General features: G+C 62.5%; 18 protein-coding genes and 1 tRNA gene. 11 read left to right on the top strand and 8 right to left on the bottom strand.

Translation table 11 applies throughout. The features are described 5' to 3' along the window. Positions 1-98: 98 nt before the first annotated feature. Together LOY26_RS06930 and LOY26_RS06925 are read left to right on the top strand one after the other, a co-directional pair. Positions 99-482 carry a hypothetical protein gene (locus tag LOY26_RS06930; RefSeq protein WP_033700624.1) on the top strand — a complete coding sequence of 128 codons (384 nt, stop codon included), beginning with the start codon at positions 99-101 and terminating at the stop codon, positions 480-482. A gap of 2 nt (positions 483-484) precedes the next feature. Continuing rightward, positions 485-955, top strand: a complete 471-nt coding sequence (locus LOY26_RS06925; protein ID WP_258714516.1) for a GreA/GreB family elongation factor — start codon at positions 485-487, stop codon at positions 953-955. Positions 956-1,075: 120 nt separating this feature from the next. On the opposite strand, the gene LOY26_RS06920 is transcribed toward LOY26_RS06925, so the two are convergent. Then, the gene (locus LOY26_RS06920) at positions 1,076-2,014 is read right to left on the bottom strand and encodes a LysR family transcriptional regulator (protein WP_258714515.1); all 939 of its coding nucleotides are present in this window, start codon (positions 2,012-2,014) and stop codon (positions 1,076-1,078) included. A 118-nt stretch (positions 2,015-2,132) separates the two neighbouring features. On the opposite strand from LOY26_RS06920, the gene LOY26_RS06915 reads away from it, so the two are divergent. From LOY26_RS06915 to LOY26_RS06900, 4 genes are all read left to right on the top strand, one after another. After that, positions 2,133-2,882 (top strand): 3-oxoacyl-ACP reductase family protein, encoded by a 750-nt coding sequence (locus tag LOY26_RS06915; RefSeq protein ID WP_033700627.1) that lies wholly within the window; start codon positions 2,133-2,135, stop codon positions 2,880-2,882. A gap of 91 nt (positions 2,883-2,973) precedes the next feature. Further along, entirely contained in the window at positions 2,974-4,185 is a 1,212-nt protein-coding gene (locus tag LOY26_RS06910) for an MFS transporter (protein ID WP_186659378.1), read from the top strand. 61 nt (positions 4,186-4,246) lie between these two features. Beyond that, positions 4,247-4,627, top strand: coding sequence for a hypothetical protein (locus tag LOY26_RS06905; RefSeq protein ID WP_033700629.1), 381 nt, complete (start codon positions 4,247-4,249; stop codon positions 4,625-4,627). 89 nt (positions 4,628-4,716) lie between these two features. Further along, the gene (locus LOY26_RS06900) at positions 4,717-6,858 is read left to right on the top strand and encodes a TonB-dependent siderophore receptor (RefSeq protein WP_258714514.1); all 2,142 of its coding nucleotides are present in this window, start codon (positions 4,717-4,719) and stop codon (positions 6,856-6,858) included. A gap of 126 nt (positions 6,859-6,984) precedes the next feature. Here the strand turns inward: LOY26_RS06900 and LOY26_RS06895 are convergent. Further along, positions 6,985-7,074, bottom strand: a tRNA-Ser gene (locus LOY26_RS06895). Between the two features lie 289 nt (positions 7,075-7,363). Here LOY26_RS06895 and LOY26_RS06890 point away from each other — a divergent pair. From LOY26_RS06890 to LOY26_RS06880, 3 genes are all read left to right on the top strand, one after another. After that, positions 7,364-8,053 carry a crotonase/enoyl-CoA hydratase family protein gene (locus tag LOY26_RS06890; RefSeq protein WP_186659374.1) on the top strand — a complete coding sequence of 230 codons (690 nt, stop codon included), beginning with the start codon at positions 7,364-7,366 and terminating at the stop codon, positions 8,051-8,053. Between the two features lie 80 nt (positions 8,054-8,133). Beyond that, positions 8,134-8,853 (top strand): 1-acyl-sn-glycerol-3-phosphate acyltransferase, encoded by a 720-nt coding sequence (locus LOY26_RS06885; protein WP_033700632.1) that lies wholly within the window; start codon positions 8,134-8,136, stop codon positions 8,851-8,853. A 63-nt stretch (positions 8,854-8,916) separates the two neighbouring features. Next, positions 8,917-9,888 (top strand): magnesium and cobalt transport protein CorA, encoded by a 972-nt coding sequence (locus tag LOY26_RS06880; protein WP_033700634.1) that lies wholly within the window; start codon positions 8,917-8,919, stop codon positions 9,886-9,888. A 32-nt stretch (positions 9,889-9,920) separates the two neighbouring features. On the opposite strand, the gene LOY26_RS06875 is transcribed toward LOY26_RS06880, so the two are convergent. After that, positions 9,921-10,652, bottom strand: coding sequence for an amidotransferase (locus tag LOY26_RS06875; RefSeq protein ID WP_186659372.1), 732 nt, complete (start codon positions 10,650-10,652; stop codon positions 9,921-9,923). 528 nt (positions 10,653-11,180) lie between these two features. On the opposite strand from LOY26_RS06875, the gene LOY26_RS06870 reads away from it, so the two are divergent. Continuing rightward, positions 11,181-11,981 carry a c-type cytochrome gene (locus LOY26_RS06870; protein ID WP_258714513.1) on the top strand — a complete coding sequence of 267 codons (801 nt, stop codon included), beginning with the start codon at positions 11,181-11,183 and terminating at the stop codon, positions 11,979-11,981. A gap of 38 nt (positions 11,982-12,019) precedes the next feature. Here LOY26_RS06870 and LOY26_RS06865 read toward each other — a convergent pair whose 3' ends face one another. The 4 genes from LOY26_RS06865 to LOY26_RS06850 form a co-directional block, all read right to left on the bottom strand. Next, positions 12,020-12,352, bottom strand: a complete 333-nt coding sequence (locus LOY26_RS06865) for a ribonuclease E inhibitor RraB (protein WP_186659368.1) — start codon at positions 12,350-12,352, stop codon at positions 12,020-12,022. Positions 12,353-12,534: 182 nt separating this feature from the next. Continuing rightward, complete coding sequence (locus tag LOY26_RS06860) at positions 12,535-12,771, bottom strand: hypothetical protein (protein WP_186659366.1); 237 nt, start codon at positions 12,769-12,771, stop codon at positions 12,535-12,537. Positions 12,772-12,929: 158 nt separating this feature from the next. Then, positions 12,930-15,002, bottom strand: a complete 2,073-nt coding sequence (locus LOY26_RS06855) for an LTA synthase family protein (protein ID WP_186659364.1) — start codon at positions 15,000-15,002, stop codon at positions 12,930-12,932. Positions 15,003-15,274: 272 nt separating this feature from the next. Continuing rightward, positions 15,275-15,466, bottom strand: coding sequence for a PLDc N-terminal domain-containing protein (locus LOY26_RS06850; RefSeq protein WP_033700642.1), 192 nt, complete (start codon positions 15,464-15,466; stop codon positions 15,275-15,277). 127 nt (positions 15,467-15,593) lie between these two features. Between LOY26_RS06850 and LOY26_RS06845 the strand changes: the two genes are divergently transcribed. Further along, entirely contained in the window at positions 15,594-16,532 is a 939-nt protein-coding gene (locus LOY26_RS06845; RefSeq protein ID WP_033700643.1) for a ZIP family metal transporter, read from the top strand. 26 nt (positions 16,533-16,558) lie between these two features. On the opposite strand, the gene LOY26_RS06840 is transcribed toward LOY26_RS06845, so the two are convergent. Continuing rightward, positions 16,559-17,089, bottom strand: coding sequence for a hypothetical protein (locus LOY26_RS06840; protein ID WP_186659362.1), 531 nt, complete (start codon positions 17,087-17,089; stop codon positions 16,559-16,561). Positions 17,090-17,143 lie beyond the last annotated feature (54 nt).

Raw genomic sequence — 17,143 nt, 5'->3', positions numbered from 1 at the left:
ATTCTGCGGATAAATTGTCGTCGACAAAAGCACCTGCGGGTAAAATTCGCCAGCAGCGTGCGACAATGCACGCCGCCCCACCCTGCCAGGAGGCCGCCATGCCCCGCCACCGCGAACTGAAGATCACCCTCAAGCCTTTGCAGCTGACCCTGTGCGTGGCCATTGGCCTGTGGCTGGGCGCCGTGGCCATTGCCGTGAGCCTATGGCTGGCAGTGCAACTGTGGCCCGAGCAGGTGCAGCCGGTTGCCCAGGCCCTGGCCCCTGCCCTCGGCCAACCCGCCGCGCCCCCGGTGGATGCGCAGGGTGAGATGTTCGAGCGCTACAAGGGCATCCTGCAACAACAGGAACGGCAACAGGCCGCCGAGGCCGCCCAGGGTAACCCGCGCAACCTCAACAGCCCCAAGTGCCAGTTCTGGCTGCAGCAGAACCGCACCGCACCTACCGATAAAAGCCAGGCCAATGTGCTGGAGTTCTGTTACTGAAGATGGACAAGCCCCTGCTTCTCACGCGCATCGTCGCGACCCTCGAACATGACGTGGACGTGCTGAGCCGCGCGGCGCAGACCGCGTACGAAGCTGCCACCGCCGAAGAGAACATCGCCGAGAACAAGTACGACACGCTAGGCCTGGAAGCCTCGTACCTCGCCACCGGCCAGGCGCGCCGCACGGCCGAGATCCGCCAGGCGCTGCAGATCTACCAGCAACTGCTACTGAGCGACTACGACCCGCTGCGGGGTATACAAGTGAGCAATCTGGTGACCCTTGAGGATGAGGATGGCCAGCAGCGCCGGCTGTTTCTCGGGCCCGAGGCGGCGGGGTTGAAGATTGGCGACGGCGACGAGCTGGTGACGGTGATTACACCACGCTCGCCGCTGGGGCAACAGCTGATGGGCAAGCGGGTCGATGATGAGGTGAGCCTGGGGGCACAGGTACTGTTCATTAGTGAGGTCGTCTGAGCTGGCCTCTTCGCGGGGCAAGCCCGCTCCCACAAGATCATCTTCACTTAACCCAAGACTTGTGCGGTACCTGTGGGCGCGGGCTTGCCCCGCGAAAAGGCCGGGCTAGGCAACATTCATCTAAAGGCGCTGCAACGCATCGAATTGCCCCGCCAACCCCTGCTGCGCAAACTGCTCCACGACAAAATCGATGAACGCCCGCGTCTTCCTCGGCAACAGTTTGTGCTCGGCGTAATACAAGCTGATATGCCCATCGTCCACATACCAGTCCGGCAACACCCGCTGCAGTCGCCCTGCCTGCAGGTAAGGTACCGCAAACGGCAGACTGACCAATGCGATGCCCAAACCCTGCTGCGCAACCGCACAAGCCGCATCCGAATCACTCATGGTCATCGCCTGACGCAGCAGCAACGGCTGCTGCTCGTGCCAGCGGCTGGTCAGCGGCCAGGAGCGCACCCGTCCGGTCTGGGGTGAGCGAATCAGGATTCCGTCATGGCGCTGCAACGCCTGCGGGCCATCGATGGGTGGGCGCTGGTCCAGATAGCCAGGCGCCGCCACCAGCACCCGATGGGCGGGTGTCAACTTGCGCGCCACCACGCCCAGTGGCAGCTCGAAACCACCCCCAATGGCCGCATCGAAACCCTGGCCGATCAAATCGACCTGGCGATTGTCGAAATGCCAGTCTGGGGTGATAGCGGGGTAACGACGCAAAAACTCCCCCAGCAGCGGCAACACATAGAGCCGCCCGAACACCGTGCCCATGCTCACCCGCAGCAACCCGGCCGGCTGGCCTTCGGCACTGGCTAGGTTGGCCACGGCATACTGGATGGTGCGAAAGCTGTCACTCACCTCCCCCAGAAAGCGCTGGCCCGCTTCGGTCAGGGTCAGCTTGCGGGTACTACGCTGGAACAGGCGCACGCCCAACCGGGCCTCCAGCTGGGCCACATGCTTGCCGACTGCGGCAGGCGTGAGGCTCAGACGGCGGGCAGCCTCGGCAAAACTGCCAACCTCGGCGCTACGGATAAAGCACTCGAGGGCGTTGAAAGACTCCATGGCCATGATTCACAACCAAAGGTTTACTCTGCTGATAGTGATTGCCATCTTATCAGCAGGTAATTAGCCACCGATACTGCGCCCATCCAAGGCATTCGGCCTTGCTTCCCAGCAGGAGATCAGCATGTCCAAACAACTTCCCCTCGACGGTAAAGTTGCCCTGGTCCAAGGCGGTTCCCGTGGCATTGGCGCGGCCATCGTCCGCCGCCTGGCCCGCGAAGGCGCACGGGTTGCCTTCACCTACGTGAGCTCGGCCGGCCCGGCCGAACAGCTGGCCCAGGAAATCATCGGCAACGGCGGCCAGGCCCTGGCCCTGCGGGCCGACAGCGCCGACGCGGCAGCCGTGCAGTTGGCGGTGGATGACACCGCCAAGGCCTTCGGTGGGCTCGACATCCTGGTCAACAACGCCGGTGTGCTGACCGTGGCCCCGATTGCCGAGTTCGACCTGGCCGATTTCGACCGCATGCTGGCGGTGAACGTGCGCAGTGTGTTCGTCGCCAGCCAGGCAGCCGTGCGCTACATGGGCCAGGGTGGGCGCATCATCAATATCGGTAGCACCAACGCCGAGCGGATGCCGTTTGCCGGTGGCGCACCCTATGCCATGAGCAAGTCGGCACTGGTGGGGCTGACCCGGGGCATGGCCCGCGACCTTGGCCCGCAGGGCATCACCGTCAACAACGTGCAGCCCGGCCCGGTGGACACCGACATGAACCCGGCCAGCGGCGAGTTTGCCGAAAGCCTGATACCGCTGATGGCGATCGGGCGTTATGGGCAGGTGGATGAGATTGCCAGTTTTGTGGCTTACCTGGCGGGGCCGGAGGCGGGGTATATCACCGGGGCCAGTTTGACGGCCGATGGTGGCTTTGCGGCTTGATGTGGTGAAGGCGGCGGGGTGCAGGGCACTAAAACTCAACTGCCCTACCCCTACCGGCCCTAGAATAAAGCCCCCTGCCCTCGAGATCCCCATGAACACCCCAACCCTCAGTCGCGCCCTGATTCTGCTGATGGCCACCGCCACCGGCCTGGCCGTGGCCAGCAACTACTATGCCCAGCCGTTGCTGCACAGCATCGCCCAGCAATTCGGGCTGAGTACCGCCAGCGCCGGCAGCATCGTCATCGCCGCCCAGCTCAGCTACGGCGCCGGCCTGCTGTTGCTGGCACCGCTGGGCGACCTGTTCGAACAGCGCCGCCTGATCACTGTGATGACCGCCATCGCCACCCTCGGCCTGGTCATCAGCGCCTGCGCGCCGAACCTGCCGTGGTTGCTGCTAGGCACCGCGCTGACCGGCCTGTTCTCGGTGGTGGCGCAGATCCTGGTACCCATGGCCGCGACCTTGAGTGAGCCGCATCAGCGCGGGCGCGCGATCGGCACCCTGATGAGCGGCTTGTTGCTGGGTATCCTGCTGGCCCGCACGGCGGCCGGCTTCATGGCTGAACTGGGGGGCTGGCGCAGTATCTACGTACTGGCCGCCGTGCTGATGGCCATCACTGCCTTTGCCCTGTACCGCAGCTTGCCGCAGCATCACAACCCTGCCGGGCTGAAATACCCGGCGCTGATCGGCTCGGTATTCCGCCTGTTCTTCGAAGAACCGGTGCTGCGCCTGCGGGCGTTGCTCGGCCTGTTGGCGTTCAGCCTGTTCGCGCTGTTCTGGACACCGCTGGCATTTTTGCTGGCACAAGAGCCTTACTTTTACTCGGATGCGGTAATCGGCCTGTTCGGCCTGGCCGGCGCGGCGGGGGCACTGTCGGCCAACTGGGCCGGGCGCCTGGCTGACCGCGGCAAGGGCTCGCTGGGCACCACGGTGGGGTTGGTGGTACTGCTGCTGTCGTGGGTGCCGCTGGGCTTTGCCGAATACTCGCTGCCGGCCCTGCTGCTGGGGGTGCTGATGCTCGACCTGGCAGTGCAACTGGTGCACGTCAGCAACCAGAATGCGGTGATCGCGCTGCGGCCTGAGGCACGCACGCGGCTCAATGCCGGCTACATCACCTGTTACTTCATCGGCGGTGCGCTGGGGTCGCTGCTGGGCACGCAACTGTTCCAGCGCCAAGGCTGGATCGGCATCGTCGTTGCCGGGCTGGTGATCGGTACAGTGGCGCTGCTGGCCTGGGCGCTGGCCGAGCGCAAGCGCTTGGGCCGCGACACTGCAACGCACTACCCTCCGTCGCTTGGCCGTTGACTTGCCAGGGCGGGCAGCGCTCAGTAGGCGCTGGACAATGCCCTTCTGACAGGAAGACCCAATGACAAGACTCACGGTGCAATCCGGCGATTTCTTGCAAGGTGAAGGCGAGTATCGCAACGGATCGCTCACACTCAAGACCCCGCGCAGCCCTTCGCCGGGCGAGCGGATCTCCCTCACGCGCATCAGCGACCTCAGGTTGGCCAGCCTGGAGTCCAGCCGCAGCCTGGGCACTGCCCTCGGCTGGGGTGTGGCAGGCGCCCTGGTGGCCGGCCCGGTGGGGTTGCTGGCCGGGCTCTGGCTGGGCGGCAAGGAGCAAGAAGCCACCTTCCTTGCCACCTTCAAGGATGGGCGCAAACTGTTGGCCGTCACCGATGGCAAGACCTGGTCGAAGATCGACGACAGTTGGCGCCAGCACAAGCGCCCGGCCAGCAACCACTGAATATCGCGAGGCCCTGATCGTTTCAGGGTGAAGGCGGCTGTTAAGATGCCGCCTTTTTCACGGCCCGTACCGGCCTTCAGGAGCCCCGCATGCCCCCGCTTCGCCCCCGCCTGCCCCTGAGCTTGCTCAGCCTGGGCCTAGCCTTGCATTGCCCTCATGGTCTTGCCGAAGACAGCGTCATGCTGGAGCCACTGCGGGTTTCCGACCGCTATGGCGACGACGGCTACCAGGTACGCGAAGCGTCGGTAGCAGGCTTGCAGGCCGCGCCACTGCTCGACACCCCGGCCTCGGTCAGCGTGTTCAGCCAGCAACTGCTGGAGGACCGCCAGGTGCGCAAGCTCAGCGAAGTGCTGCAAAGCGATGCCTCGGTGGGTGAAAGCTACGCGCCCATCGGCTATTACGAAAACTTCAACGTACGTGGCTTCGCGCTCAATGCCGCCAGCAGCTACCGGATCAATGGCCAGACCCTCGCTGGCGAGCAGAACGTGGCCCTGGAAAACAAGCAGCAAGTGGAGCTGCTCAAGGGCTTGTCCGGCCTGCAGAGTGGCGTTTCGGAGCCTGGCGGGCTGATCAACTACGTGACCAAGCGCGCCGAAGACGTGCGTAGCGTGACGGTGTCGACCAACGAACAGGGCGAGCGCTACCTGGCCACCGACCTGGGCGGCTGGTTCGGCAGTGAGCGGCAGTTCGGCCTGCGCGCCAACCTGGCCCATGAGGACATCCGCAGCTATGTCGACCATGCCGACGGCAAGCGCGACTTCGCCTCGCTGGCCTTTGACTGGCAGATCAACCCGGATGCTACCTTGCAGCTGGACGCCGAGTACCAGCACCGTGAGCAGCGCTCGGTTCCCGGTTACCAGTTGCTCGGCGGTACGCAGGTGCCCCACGGTATCGACCCGGATGATCGCCTGGCCTACCAACAGTGGGCCAAGCCGGTGCAGAACGATTCGCTGAACCTGGGCGGGCGCTTCGAATACCGCTTCAGCGAGGCATGGACCGGGACGTTGAGCGCGTCGCGCAGCAAGGTGGTGATCGACGATTACAGCGCGTTTGCGTGGGGCAGCGAAGATGGCTGGCAGTCACACTTCAGCCCAGAGGGTGATTACGACATCTACGACTTCCGCAGCCCCGACGATACGCGCCGCATAGATGAGGCACAGGCCACGCTCAATGGTCGTTTCGACACCATGGGGGTTAGTAATGAGCTGACACTGGGAACCAGCGCGCAACGACGGACACTCGATCAACGCAGTTACTACAACGAGTTGCTGGAACATCCTGGAAATATCTACAGCGGGTCGCCAGCTCAACCGCCATCAGACAAACCGATTGGCTCAAGCGAGCGTCGCCTCGACAGTCGCCAGTATGGCCTGTTCATCAGCGACCGCATCACGCTCAACGAACATTGGCAAACCGTGATTGGCGCCCGTGAGGTACGCCTCGACGAGAAAACATGGAAGGAGGACGGTGAAGCCGGGCGACATACTCAACAGTATCAATTGCTTCCTAACGCTGCGCTCATCTACAAACCAGGCCCGGACACCACGCTGTACGCAAGCTACTCAAAAGGCTTGTCGGCCGGTGGCACCGCCCCCTGGTTTGCCAGCAACGCTGCCGAAATCCTCGCCCCGACCTTGTCTCGCCAACTGGAGCTGGGCATCAAGCGTGACTGGCAAGGCTTAAGCTTCACTGCCGCGCTGTTCCAGATCCGCCAGGCGTACCAATACGCACGCCCGGATGGCGAGGGTAACTTCACCTACGTCCAGCAAGGCCAACAGAAGAACACCGGCCTGGAGCTGGGTGCCAGCGGCTGGGTGACCTCGAACCTGCAGGTTCAGGCCAGCGCCGCCGCCATCCGCGCGCGGGTAAAAAACAGCGGGACCGATGCTTACGAAGGCCACCAGGCCATCAACGTGCCCAAGCTGCGTGCGGCCCTGCAGGCCGAATACAGCCTGCCGGTACCGGGCCTGGCGTTACTCGGAGGTGCGCGCTACAGCGCCAGCAAATATGCCAGCCAGGCGGGCAATGTCGAGGTGGGAGGTTATACCGTCTTTGATGTGGGTAGCCGTTACCGCACGCGCATCGGGGGGTATGACACGGTGCTGCGGTTGACTGTGGATAACGTGTTCGACAAACGCTACTGGCGCGATGTGGGGGATTACCTGGGGGACAACTACCTGTTCCAGGGCGCGCCGCGCACGGCACGCTTGTCGGCATCCGTGAGCTTCTGATCAACCGTCTGTGGGGGCGGGGTTACTCGCCCCCACAATGTGGCAAGGGGCCACGCAGCAGCGCCATTAGCGCTGTGAAAACAAAAAGCCCCCGCGCTTTTCAGCGCGGGGGCTTTTTGTAGAATGTGGCGGTGAAGAAGGGATTTGAACCCTTGATACGATTTCTCGTATACACACTTTCCAGGCGTGCTCCTTCGACCACTCGGACACTTCACCGTTTCTCTTCAAGCCTTTCAGCCTGTCGAGGCGCGCTAATTTAGTGGAAGAGCTTTTCTTTGGCAAGCATTTTTTTCAGAAATTTCATGCGTTTATGCAAATTCACTGAAAACCCGAGGTCGCCAGGGCAATGCTGCCATTCTCGCCTGCGCTTTTACCGCCTGCACAGGCCCTGCCCCGGCGCGCCAAGGCATGCCGGGCAAACGCTGACCGGCCAGTCAGCCTTGCTGCTTTACCTGGCAGGCAGTGCTGGGTAACGTCGCAAGCACGCCACCCAAAGGACTCTGCCATGAGCGAGCTGATTACCTACCACGCCGAAGACGGCATCGCCACCCTGACCCTGAGCAACGGCAAGGTCAACGCCATCTCGCCGGATGTCATCATCGCCTTCAACGCCGCCCTCGACCGCGCAGAGCAGGAACGTGCAGTGGTCATCATCACCGGGCAGCCGGGCATACTCTCTGGGGGCTACGACCTCAAGGTCATGACCGCCGGCCCCAAAGAAGCGATCAGCCTGGTCACCGCCGGCTCCACCCTCGCCCGCCGCCTGTTGTCGCACCCGTTCCCGGTGATCGTCGCCTGCCCTGGCAATGCCGTGGCCAAAGGTGCCTTCCTGCTGCTGTCGGCCGACTACCGCATCGGCGTCGAAGGGCCGTACAAGGTGTGCCTGAACGAAGTGCAGATCGGCATGACCATGCACCATGCCGGCATCGAGCTGGCCCGTGACCGCCTGCGCCGCTCGGCCTTCCACCGCTCGGTGATCAATGCCGAGATCTTCGACCCGCAAGGGGCGCTGGACGCCGGCTTCCTCGACAAGGTGGTGCCGGCCGAGCAACTGCACGAAGCGGCGCTGGCCGCTGCCCGTGAATTGAAGAAGCTGAACATGCTGGCGCACAAGAACACCAAGCTCAAGGTGCGCAAGGGCCTGCTCGATGCCCTGGATAAAGCCATCGAGCTGGACCAGAACCCGATGGGTTAAGCCAAAGACCCACCCCGACATTTGCCTCTTCCAGTGTACAGTCGTACACTGGAATTCGACTGTCTGGTGTGAGTCTCGTCATGCTTTATTCGTTGCGCATGCTCCTGTTAGGCCTGCATTTTCTGCTGGTGGGCGGCATAGGCCTGGTGATCGGCCTGTGCCGCCCCTTCAACCCCGACAACAGCCGGCTCTTTGCCCGGCTCTATAGCGTGCCGGCCACTTGGCTGATGCGTATCCGGCTAAAGGCCGAAGTCGGCCCGCTGTTCGATCACCCTCCCGGGTGCGTCATCGTCGCCAACCACCAGTCCAATTTCGACCTGTTCGTCATTGGCCAGGTGGTGCCGAAGCGCACCGTGGCCATCGGCAAGAAGAGCCTGGGCTGGATCCCGTTGTTCGGCCAACTGTTCTGGCTGGGCGGCAACGTACTGGTCGACCGCAAGAACCCCTACCAGGCGCGCAAGGCACTGCAAAAGACCACCCACGTTCTGCACAACGACACCTCGATCTGGATCTTCCCGGAGGGCACCCGCAACCCGGACGAACACCTGCTGGCCTTCAAGAAAGGCGCCTTCCACATGGCCATCGAAGCCGGCGTGCCGATCGTGCCAGTGTGCGTCAGCCGTTATGCCCGGCGCCTGAGCCTGAACAGCTGGCGGCGGCGAACGGTGATCGTGCGCTCGCTGCCACCGATTGCCACGGCAGGCTTGAGCCAGCGGGACATCCCCGCACTGATCGAGCAGTGCCGCAGCCAGATGCAGCAGTGCATCGACCGCATGGAAGCTGAACTGGCGAGCCACTAGGTTGCCCTCAAGCGCCTTACAGCCCAAGCTGTAAACCGTGTTCAACCGAATAAGTGGACAACCATGGGTCGAGTCGTGGCATCGGCGGTGTACAGCGCCGGCAGAAAAGTCACCAATATCAGCATCGACGAAGGCAGCGAATGGGCGTGCAAGCCTGGCCACTTCGTCTGGATCGGCCTGGAGGAGCCCAACGCCGAGGAGTTGGCCACCCTGCAGCGCCAGTTCAACCTGCACGAGCTGGCCATCGAAGATGCCCTGGAAAAACACAGCCGGCCCAAGCTTGAAACTTTTGGCGACGCGCTGTTCATCGTCACTTATTCGCCGGTGCGTCATGAGGGCAAGCTGGAGTTCATCGAAACCCATATCTTCGCCGGCAATGGCTACATCATCACCTGCCGCAACGGCCACTCCAAATCCTATGCACTGGTGCGCCAACGCTGCGAGGCGCGGCCTTTGCTGCTGGAACACGGCGAGGACTTCGTGCTGTACGCGCTATTGGATTTTGTGACCGAGAACTACCAACCGGTCAGCGAAGCCATTCATGGCGAGATCGAGGAGCTGGAGCAGAGCGTGCTCGGTGGCTCGCTGCAAGAGGATGACATCCGCCGCCTGCACAGCCTGCGCCGCGATATTCTGCGCTTACGCCGCTACGTGGCGCCGATGGTGGAGGTGAGCGAGGAACTGCAGCGTTTGAGCTTCCCGTTCATCGACAAGAACATGCGCCCGTACTTTCGCGACGTACAGATTCACGTTACGCGACAGATGGAAGACTTGGCCGGCATTCGCGATATCGCCAGCCAGACCATCGAGATCGGCATGTTGCTGGAGTCGTCGCGCCAGAGCATCGTGCAGCGCAAGTTCGCGGCCTGGGCAGCGATACTGGCCTTCCCTACGGCGATTGCCGGGATCTATGGGATGAACTTTCAGAACATGCCGGAACTGGGGTGGCAGTACGGGTATTTTGGCGTGCTGGGGGTGATTGGGCTGGGCTGCACGGGGTTGTATGCCAGCTTCAAGAAATCGGGTTGGTTGTGAGATTGCCGGGGCCGCTTGGCGACCCCAAACCCTCACGCCAGATTACCCTTGTTCACCGGCTGCTCAATAAACCGCAACATCCACTCCCCCACCAGGTCGCCCTGATGCTCGGTGGCCAGGCTGGCCACGGCCTTGTGGTAAACCTCATCACCCAGATACGCCTGGCGCGCATCCAGTAACGCTTTGGAGTAGTCGTGCACGAACTCCGGATGCCCCTGGAAGCACAGCACCTGGTCACCAATGTGGTAGGCGGCGTTCGGGCAGAAGTCGCTGGAGGCAATTACGGTAGCGCCTTCCGGCAACTCGGTCACCTGGTCCTGGTGGCTGATCAGCAAGGTCAGCTCGGACACCTGCGGGTCCATCCACGGCGCATGTGCCGCCAGTGAGTAACGGTGGATACCCACCCCCCAGCCCTGCTCCGCCCGTTCAGCCTTGCCACCCAGGGTCAGGGCCAGCAGTTGATGGCCGAAACAGACGCCCAGCAGCTTCTCGCCGCGTGCGTAAAGCTTCAACAGGTAGGCCTTGAGTTGCTGGATCCACGGATCGGCACCGAACGAATCGGCCTTGCTGCCGGTCACCAGATAGGCATCGAACACTTCATCGTCGGCGGGGTAGTCGCCGTTCATCACGTTGTACACACGAAACTCGGCGGCGATCGACTGACGCGAGAACAACTGCTCGAACATCCTGCCATAGCCGTGGTACTGCGCCGTCAACTCCGGTCGCAGGACATCGGTTTCCAGGATGCAGATGCGTAACGACATAGGGATAGTCCTGAACGACATGGGTGGGAATCTGCTGTAGAGACTGCCGCGAAAGGCACGTACAAGCAAGTAGGCCGCACTGACGAACGGTCATATTTTGCCGGCGTATCGTTGGCGCCAACGCAGCGGTCTAGTGAGAGCATGCCAGCCAGCTGGCAATTGGCCTCATAACGCAATGAAATTAACTGACCTTACAATTAGAACAAAGGGTTCTCAAACATGGATGCCACACACCCTACTGTTGGTTGTATATGCACGTTCAAGAGGCAAGCAGACCAGGCGACAACAGACGCCACTGTGATCGACCCGAGACGCGACAAGGAAGCCAACGGGTATTCAGGAATAACAACAAGAAGGCGGTCCGCCATGTTCAGACAATCAAAAATACGCCAAGCGGGGCTCATTGTCTTTGCCACGACTTTACTGCTGATCCTGCCGAACCTGACACGTTTGTTCGGCTGACGGCGGCTGTGGCGCCAACAGGCAACGCACAGGTAACCTGCCGGCCTTGATGGTCGGAGATTAACCATGCGCCAATGCCTTGCCCTACTCGCCTTGCTACTCAGCCTGCCACTGTCGGCGGCGCAGCTGCACCTGGAGCTGGGTGCACACTCGCGCCAGTGGAGCAGCGCTGAACTGCTTGGCCACCCGCAGGCCCAGGACATCCGCATCGAGCAGGACGTTTCCTATAAGCGCCCCATGCACTATCGGGCCGTCCCCCTGTCTGCGCTGCTGCAGGGGGTAGCTGCCAGGGACCACCTGCAAGCCGTGGCCTTGGATGGTTTTGCTGCCGAAATGCCCGCAGCCCCGCTGCTGCAGGAAGGGCCGGCACGTGCCTGGCTGGCGATCGAAGACCCCGCCAAACCGTGGCCAGGGCTAGGCAAAGGCAAACCGAGTGCCGGGCCGTTCTACCTGGTATGGACGGCACCGCAAGCCAGTGGCATACGCCCGGAACAGTGGCCGTTTCAGATCGCCACCATCCGCCGCCTGGCCTCGGTCGAACAGCGTTTCCCCGCGCTATTGCCAGACCCGAAGCTGCCAGCCGAGCACCCGGTGCGCCAGGGCTTTGCGCTGTTTCAGCAAAATTGCCTGGCCTGCCACCGCCTCAATGGTGCAGGTGACGCCCAGCTGGGGCCGGACCTGAACCTGCCGCACAACCCTACCGAGTACTTCCAACCGGCGTTTCTGCGCCAGCTGATACGTGACCCACAGAGCCTGCGGCGCTGGCCACAGGCGAAGATGCCGGGGTTTACAGAGGGTGTGCTGAGCGACCAGGAGCTGGATGCGCTATTGGCTTATCTGGGGCATATGGCTGGGCGCAAGCCCTGAGATGCTGGGGCTGCTTGGCAGCCCCCGGTCCATGAGTGTCAGGCGCACAACCGCTCGTGCTTGACACCCCACCCTTCGACTTCGCCGCCGTAGGGTGACACGAGCTGCTCGAACGTATCTTCGAAGTCGCCAATCCCTCCATAAGTGGCATACATGACCTTGCTCAGTTCAAGGTGCCAGGCGCCGTCTTTCATTTCGCGCACCTGGGCGTTGAGGGACTCGCCACGAAATTGCCCGGCTGCACGACGTGCGCCGGCTTCGTCTGGGAATACTGCGTAGAACTCGATGGGATGGATACGGGTGAAATCGAAACCGCCAGCTTTCATCTGGCGCAGGACATTGCTGCTGATATCGTCGTTCTGGCTGCTCATGAATCGTCCTCCTGCAAAGCAATGGATAGACTTTCCGGGCACTACGTACCTGCCGGCGGTGCCGGGCAGATCGAGTTGTATAGAGCTGATGCAAGACACGAATTGAAAGGTGCCGGCCCGCAGAAAAGGCTGACACCTGGCTCCAGCGTAGTGCCTGGGCAGGCACCACGTCAACGCACGGATCAGGGCGCTTCGTGAATATCGGTGATGGTCACGCCAGTTTGCTCTTTGAGCCAGCGTGCCGTGGGGGATACTGCGCGGTCCTGGAAGTCGTTGAGGTCCAGCTCATCCATGACCGGAAACAGCTGCGAGCGAATAGCACGGGCCGCGTCTTCTTCGCTGGGGCACTGCTCGGCCCGCAGCTTCAATGACGTCGGTTCGCCTTTCTGGTCGGCAAAGATGACTTCCCACTCTTTCATTGGACGAGCCCTCTCAATCAAACAACGCCGGGTGTGTGACGTCTGTATAGCTTGACCTTGGGCGGGGGCAATTGTTCAGTTGGCAGGATTCTGTGGTGGCGTTCGGGCCGCTTCCACACTGGCCGACGAGGGGCCGCACGGCGGCCCCTGTTGCAGCGTTACTTCGGTGTGCCGTGCACGACACCTGCGGTGTTGTCCAACAGGCTCTTGGTTGCGGTCTGGATGTACGCTTCCAGCTTTTTCAGCATTTCCGGCTGGTCCGGGCTTTCGATCAGCTCGGCCTTGAACTCGCTGCCCAGCTGGTAGCGGTACATGCGCGGGCTCATGTCCTTGGACTCGATGAGGATGCGGTCACCCTGCACCAGGCCAACGATCTGCTCGCTGCCCGACGGCTTGATCATGCCAACGCCCTGGTCGCCCTCAGGCAGGTTGAGCAGGTCGCGGCCCCAGCACTGATGGCGGGTCTGGCCACCCAGGCGGCCCATGATGGTCGGCACGATGTCGACCTGGGTACCGACCGTGTGGTCGACCGCACCGAACTTCTCCTGGATGCCCGGGGCAATCAGCAGCAGCGGCACGTTGAAGCGGCCTAGGTCCAGTTCGGTGACCTGCTGGTGGTTGCCGAAGCCGTGGTCACCGACGATGACGAACAGCGTCTCCTTGAAGTACGGCTGTTTGCGCGCCTTCTCGAAGAACTGGCCCAGGGCCCAGTCGGAGTAACGCATGGCGGTCAGGTGCTCGTCCAGGCGGCCCTGGCCGGTGACCGGCTCTACCGGCAGGTCCTTGGGCAGCGCGTACGGGGTGTGGTTGGACAGGGTCTGCAGCAGCGCATAGATCGGCTTCTTGCCGTCGTGCTTGGCCAGTTCTTCGGCGCCACGGTCGAACATGTCCTGGTCGGACACACCCCAGGTCGGGTCGGAGAACACCGGGTTGACGAAGTCGTTACGGCCAATGAAGGTGGTCATGCCCTGGTTGCCGAAGAAACCGGACTGGTTGTCCCAGGCGAAGTCACCGTTGTAGACGTACACATCGTCGTAGTCACGGGCGCTGAGCAGTGCCGGCAGGCCAGACAGCTTGTGGCCGCCTTCCGGGGTCTGCATCAGGTATTCGAAGCCTGGCAGGTTGGGGAAGCAAGCCATGGTGGCGAACATGCCCTGGTGGGTATGGGTGCCGTTGGAGAAGAAGCGGTCGAACAACAACCCTTCTTTGGCCAGCTTGTCAAAGTACGGGGTGATGTTGTTGGGGCTGCCCAGGGCGCCTACCGAGTGGCCGGCGAAGCTCTCCATGAGGATCACCACGACGTTCTTGATCGGCAGGGTGCGCTCGGCTGGCGGTACGAAGTCACGGCGGATCGCAGCCTCGTCGGCGTCGACCAGGGTATCGTGGGCGGTCAGCAGTTGCTCGCGCACGGTCTGCGTGGCCAGCGGCTGGTCCAGCACAGGCTTCCAGATATTGGCGCGGTCTTCGCCGAAGCGGCTCTTGGCTGCGTCGATCAGGGTCAGGGTGCCGTTCAGGCCAAGCTGGTTGACGAAGTTGGAGTCGGTGGTAAAGGCATCACCCCAACGCATCGGCGGGCCCTGGCGCAGGGTGCCACGGGCAGCAACCACGGCCACCAGCAGGATCACCATGAACACCGCCAGGCGGTTGTACCACTTTGCTGCAGGGCGCTGCAGGGTAGCGCCGGCCGACTGGCCGCCACGGGTCATGCGGTCGACGCCCTTGAACAGCAGGCTCAGCAGCCAGGTACCAACGAGCCAGGCCAGCAGGTAGCGGACCACCGGGAAGCCGTACCAGAGCATGCTCATGACGGTCTTGGGGTCTTCCTTGATGTACTGGAACACCAGCCCGTTGAGGCGCTGGTGGAACTCGCGGTAGAAGTCCAGCTCCATCAGGCCGAGGAACATCACCACGCTCGAGGCGATGGTCAGCCACAGCCGGAACACGCCACGGCGGGCCATGGCCCAGGGGCTGAGAATGGCCAGCAGCAGCGGAATGCTGATGTACACCACCACCCGCAGGTCGAAGCGCAACCCGTTGAGGAAGCCTTCGGCGACGGTCGCATAGGGCGTATCGCCGATCATGTCGCTGTTGTAGACCAACAGCGCCAGGCGCACGAGGCTGAGCATCAGCATGATGACCAGGGCGCTGAGCAGCGTGTAGGCCAGGTGGGATTTCAGGGTCGGCGCGAACGACGCTCGCGCGCCCTGTCTCAAGGCATCCGTGTTAGCCATGAATGGGAAGGTCCTAGGATTGCGGGTTTGCGGAGATGGCGCTGGCTTATACCAACGCAGCATTGTGCGGGTGCGGATTCTGTTTAAACCAATGTGAAAATTTTGTCACGGCCGCATTTCTGCTTATTTCACAACCGTTGCCTGTGTGTGTAGGAGCGGCCTTGCGTCGCGAACGGGCTGCGCAGCGGCCCCGGCGATTTTTGCTGCGCCACAGAACCTGGGGCCGCTGCGCAGCCTGTTCGCGACGCAAGGCCGCTCCTACACACAGGGCGTCAGATGCGGATATTGCCCCTGGGCCCGGCAATCGCCCAGATCACCAGCCCGATCACCGGCAGCAGCGCGATCAGTAAAATCCACAGCACCTTGACCCCCACTTCGCTGCCGCTCTTGATCACATTGAGGATCGCCCAGATATCCAGCGCCAGAATGATCAGCCCAACCAGGCCATTGAATGTGGACCCCATGCCCGTTACTCCCCTGCAAAGACGTTGCAGCACAGCATAGCCAGCTATCACGTCGATAGAAGGGAATCCTTGGCCGATTGCGCGGGTCCTTGCTTAGACTGCCTGTATTCACTGATTCGAGGTTCGCATGCCACCCGCCCATACCGAAACGGCCACTTCCCCTTCGTTGCTGAGCGCCTGGCGACAACAGGTGGTGAACACCCCCTGGCTCAGCGCCGGCCTGGGCTTGAGCCTGCTAGCGGTCGTCGTGCTGCTGGCGGCGAGCCTGTGGAACGCGGTCAGCGGTGACCATGCCGACAACCTGCACCTGGCGTTGCTGGGCGGCCTGTCCGGTTTTGCTGCCACCGCCCTGGGGGCAGTCCTGGCCGTGGTGCTGCGCGATGTCAGCGCGCGCACCCAGGATGTGATGCTCGGTTTTGCTGCGGGCATGATGCTGGCAGCCAGTTCATTCTCGCTGATTCTGCCGGGCCTGGACGCCGCCCGCGAGATCACCGGCAACGGCCCGGCGGCGGCCTTCACCGTGGTACTGGGCATGGGCCTGGGCGTGCTGCTGATGCTGGGCCTGGACCGCTTCACCCCGCACGAACATGAAAGCACCGGCCGATGCGGCCCAGAGGCAGAACGCATCAACCGGGTGTGGCTGTTCGTGCTGGCGATTACCCTGCACAACCTGCCAGAAGGCATGGCAATTGGTGTGAGCTTCGCCAATGGCGACATGAACATCGGCCTGCCGCTGACCAGCGCAATCGCCATCCAGGACATCCCAGAAGGCCTGGCCGTGGCGTTGGCGCTGCGTGCCACGGGGCTGTCGAACATGAAGGCGGCGCTGGTGGCGATCGGTTCGGGCTTGATGGAGCCGCTGGGCGCAGTCATCGGCCTGGGCATTTCCACCGGCTTCGCCTTGGCCTACCCGATTAGCATGGGGTTGGCGGCGGGGGCGATGATCTTCGTGGTGTCCCACGAGGTGATTCCAGAAACCCACCGCAACGGCCACCAGACGGCGGCGACCCTGGGGTTGATGGGCGGGTTCGGGGTGATGATGTTCCTGGATACCGCGCTGGGCTAAAGAGGCCAGTGCAGCAACCGATCAGGTCAAACGTGAACCGCGACCTTCAGGGCTTCCAAAGCCGGCTCAACCTTGATCCCGACGTCGGCACCCAGCTCCAGCACCCGCGCCAGGTCGTGCTGACCCACCATCACCATCTGCAACTCATCATCCAGCAACTGGCTGAAATTGAGCAGCACATAACCACCAGCCTCCTTGTTCAAGGCCCCCATCTGCACCTGGATACGATTGAGTGCGGTCAACGGCTCGGTGCGCGCCAGCTGCTTGGCTTTGAGGGTGAATGGCACGCTCTTGTCGAACGAATCGGTGATGTTCTGGAACAGCTCTTGGTAGCTGTCTGCTTGGAACAACACGGTGTCCGGCAGGCTGCCGAGCACGACCCATTCACCCAAGGCAATGGGGAAGCTGTCGTCATAGTTGATGTCCGGATTGGCCGCCAGGAAGGCGGCTGGGTCGGCGTAGGCCTGGGCGGCCTCGTCGGCGATGCGCTCGATGTCTTCCTCGCGCATGCAACCGGCGCCAATGAGGGTGATGAGTTCGAGCAACTGGTTTTTCATGTAGGGGGCCTGCGGCGGGTGAAAAGTCGCCAAGGATAGCCGCAAACGCCCCCT

This window comes from Pseudomonas sp. B21-047 (assembly GCF_024748775.1).
Lineage (GTDB): Bacteria > Pseudomonadota > Gammaproteobacteria > Pseudomonadales > Pseudomonadaceae > Aquipseudomonas > Aquipseudomonas capeferrum.
The sequence above is the reverse complement of the archived record's forward strand: the minus strand, read 5'-3'. Positions and strand labels throughout refer to the sequence as shown.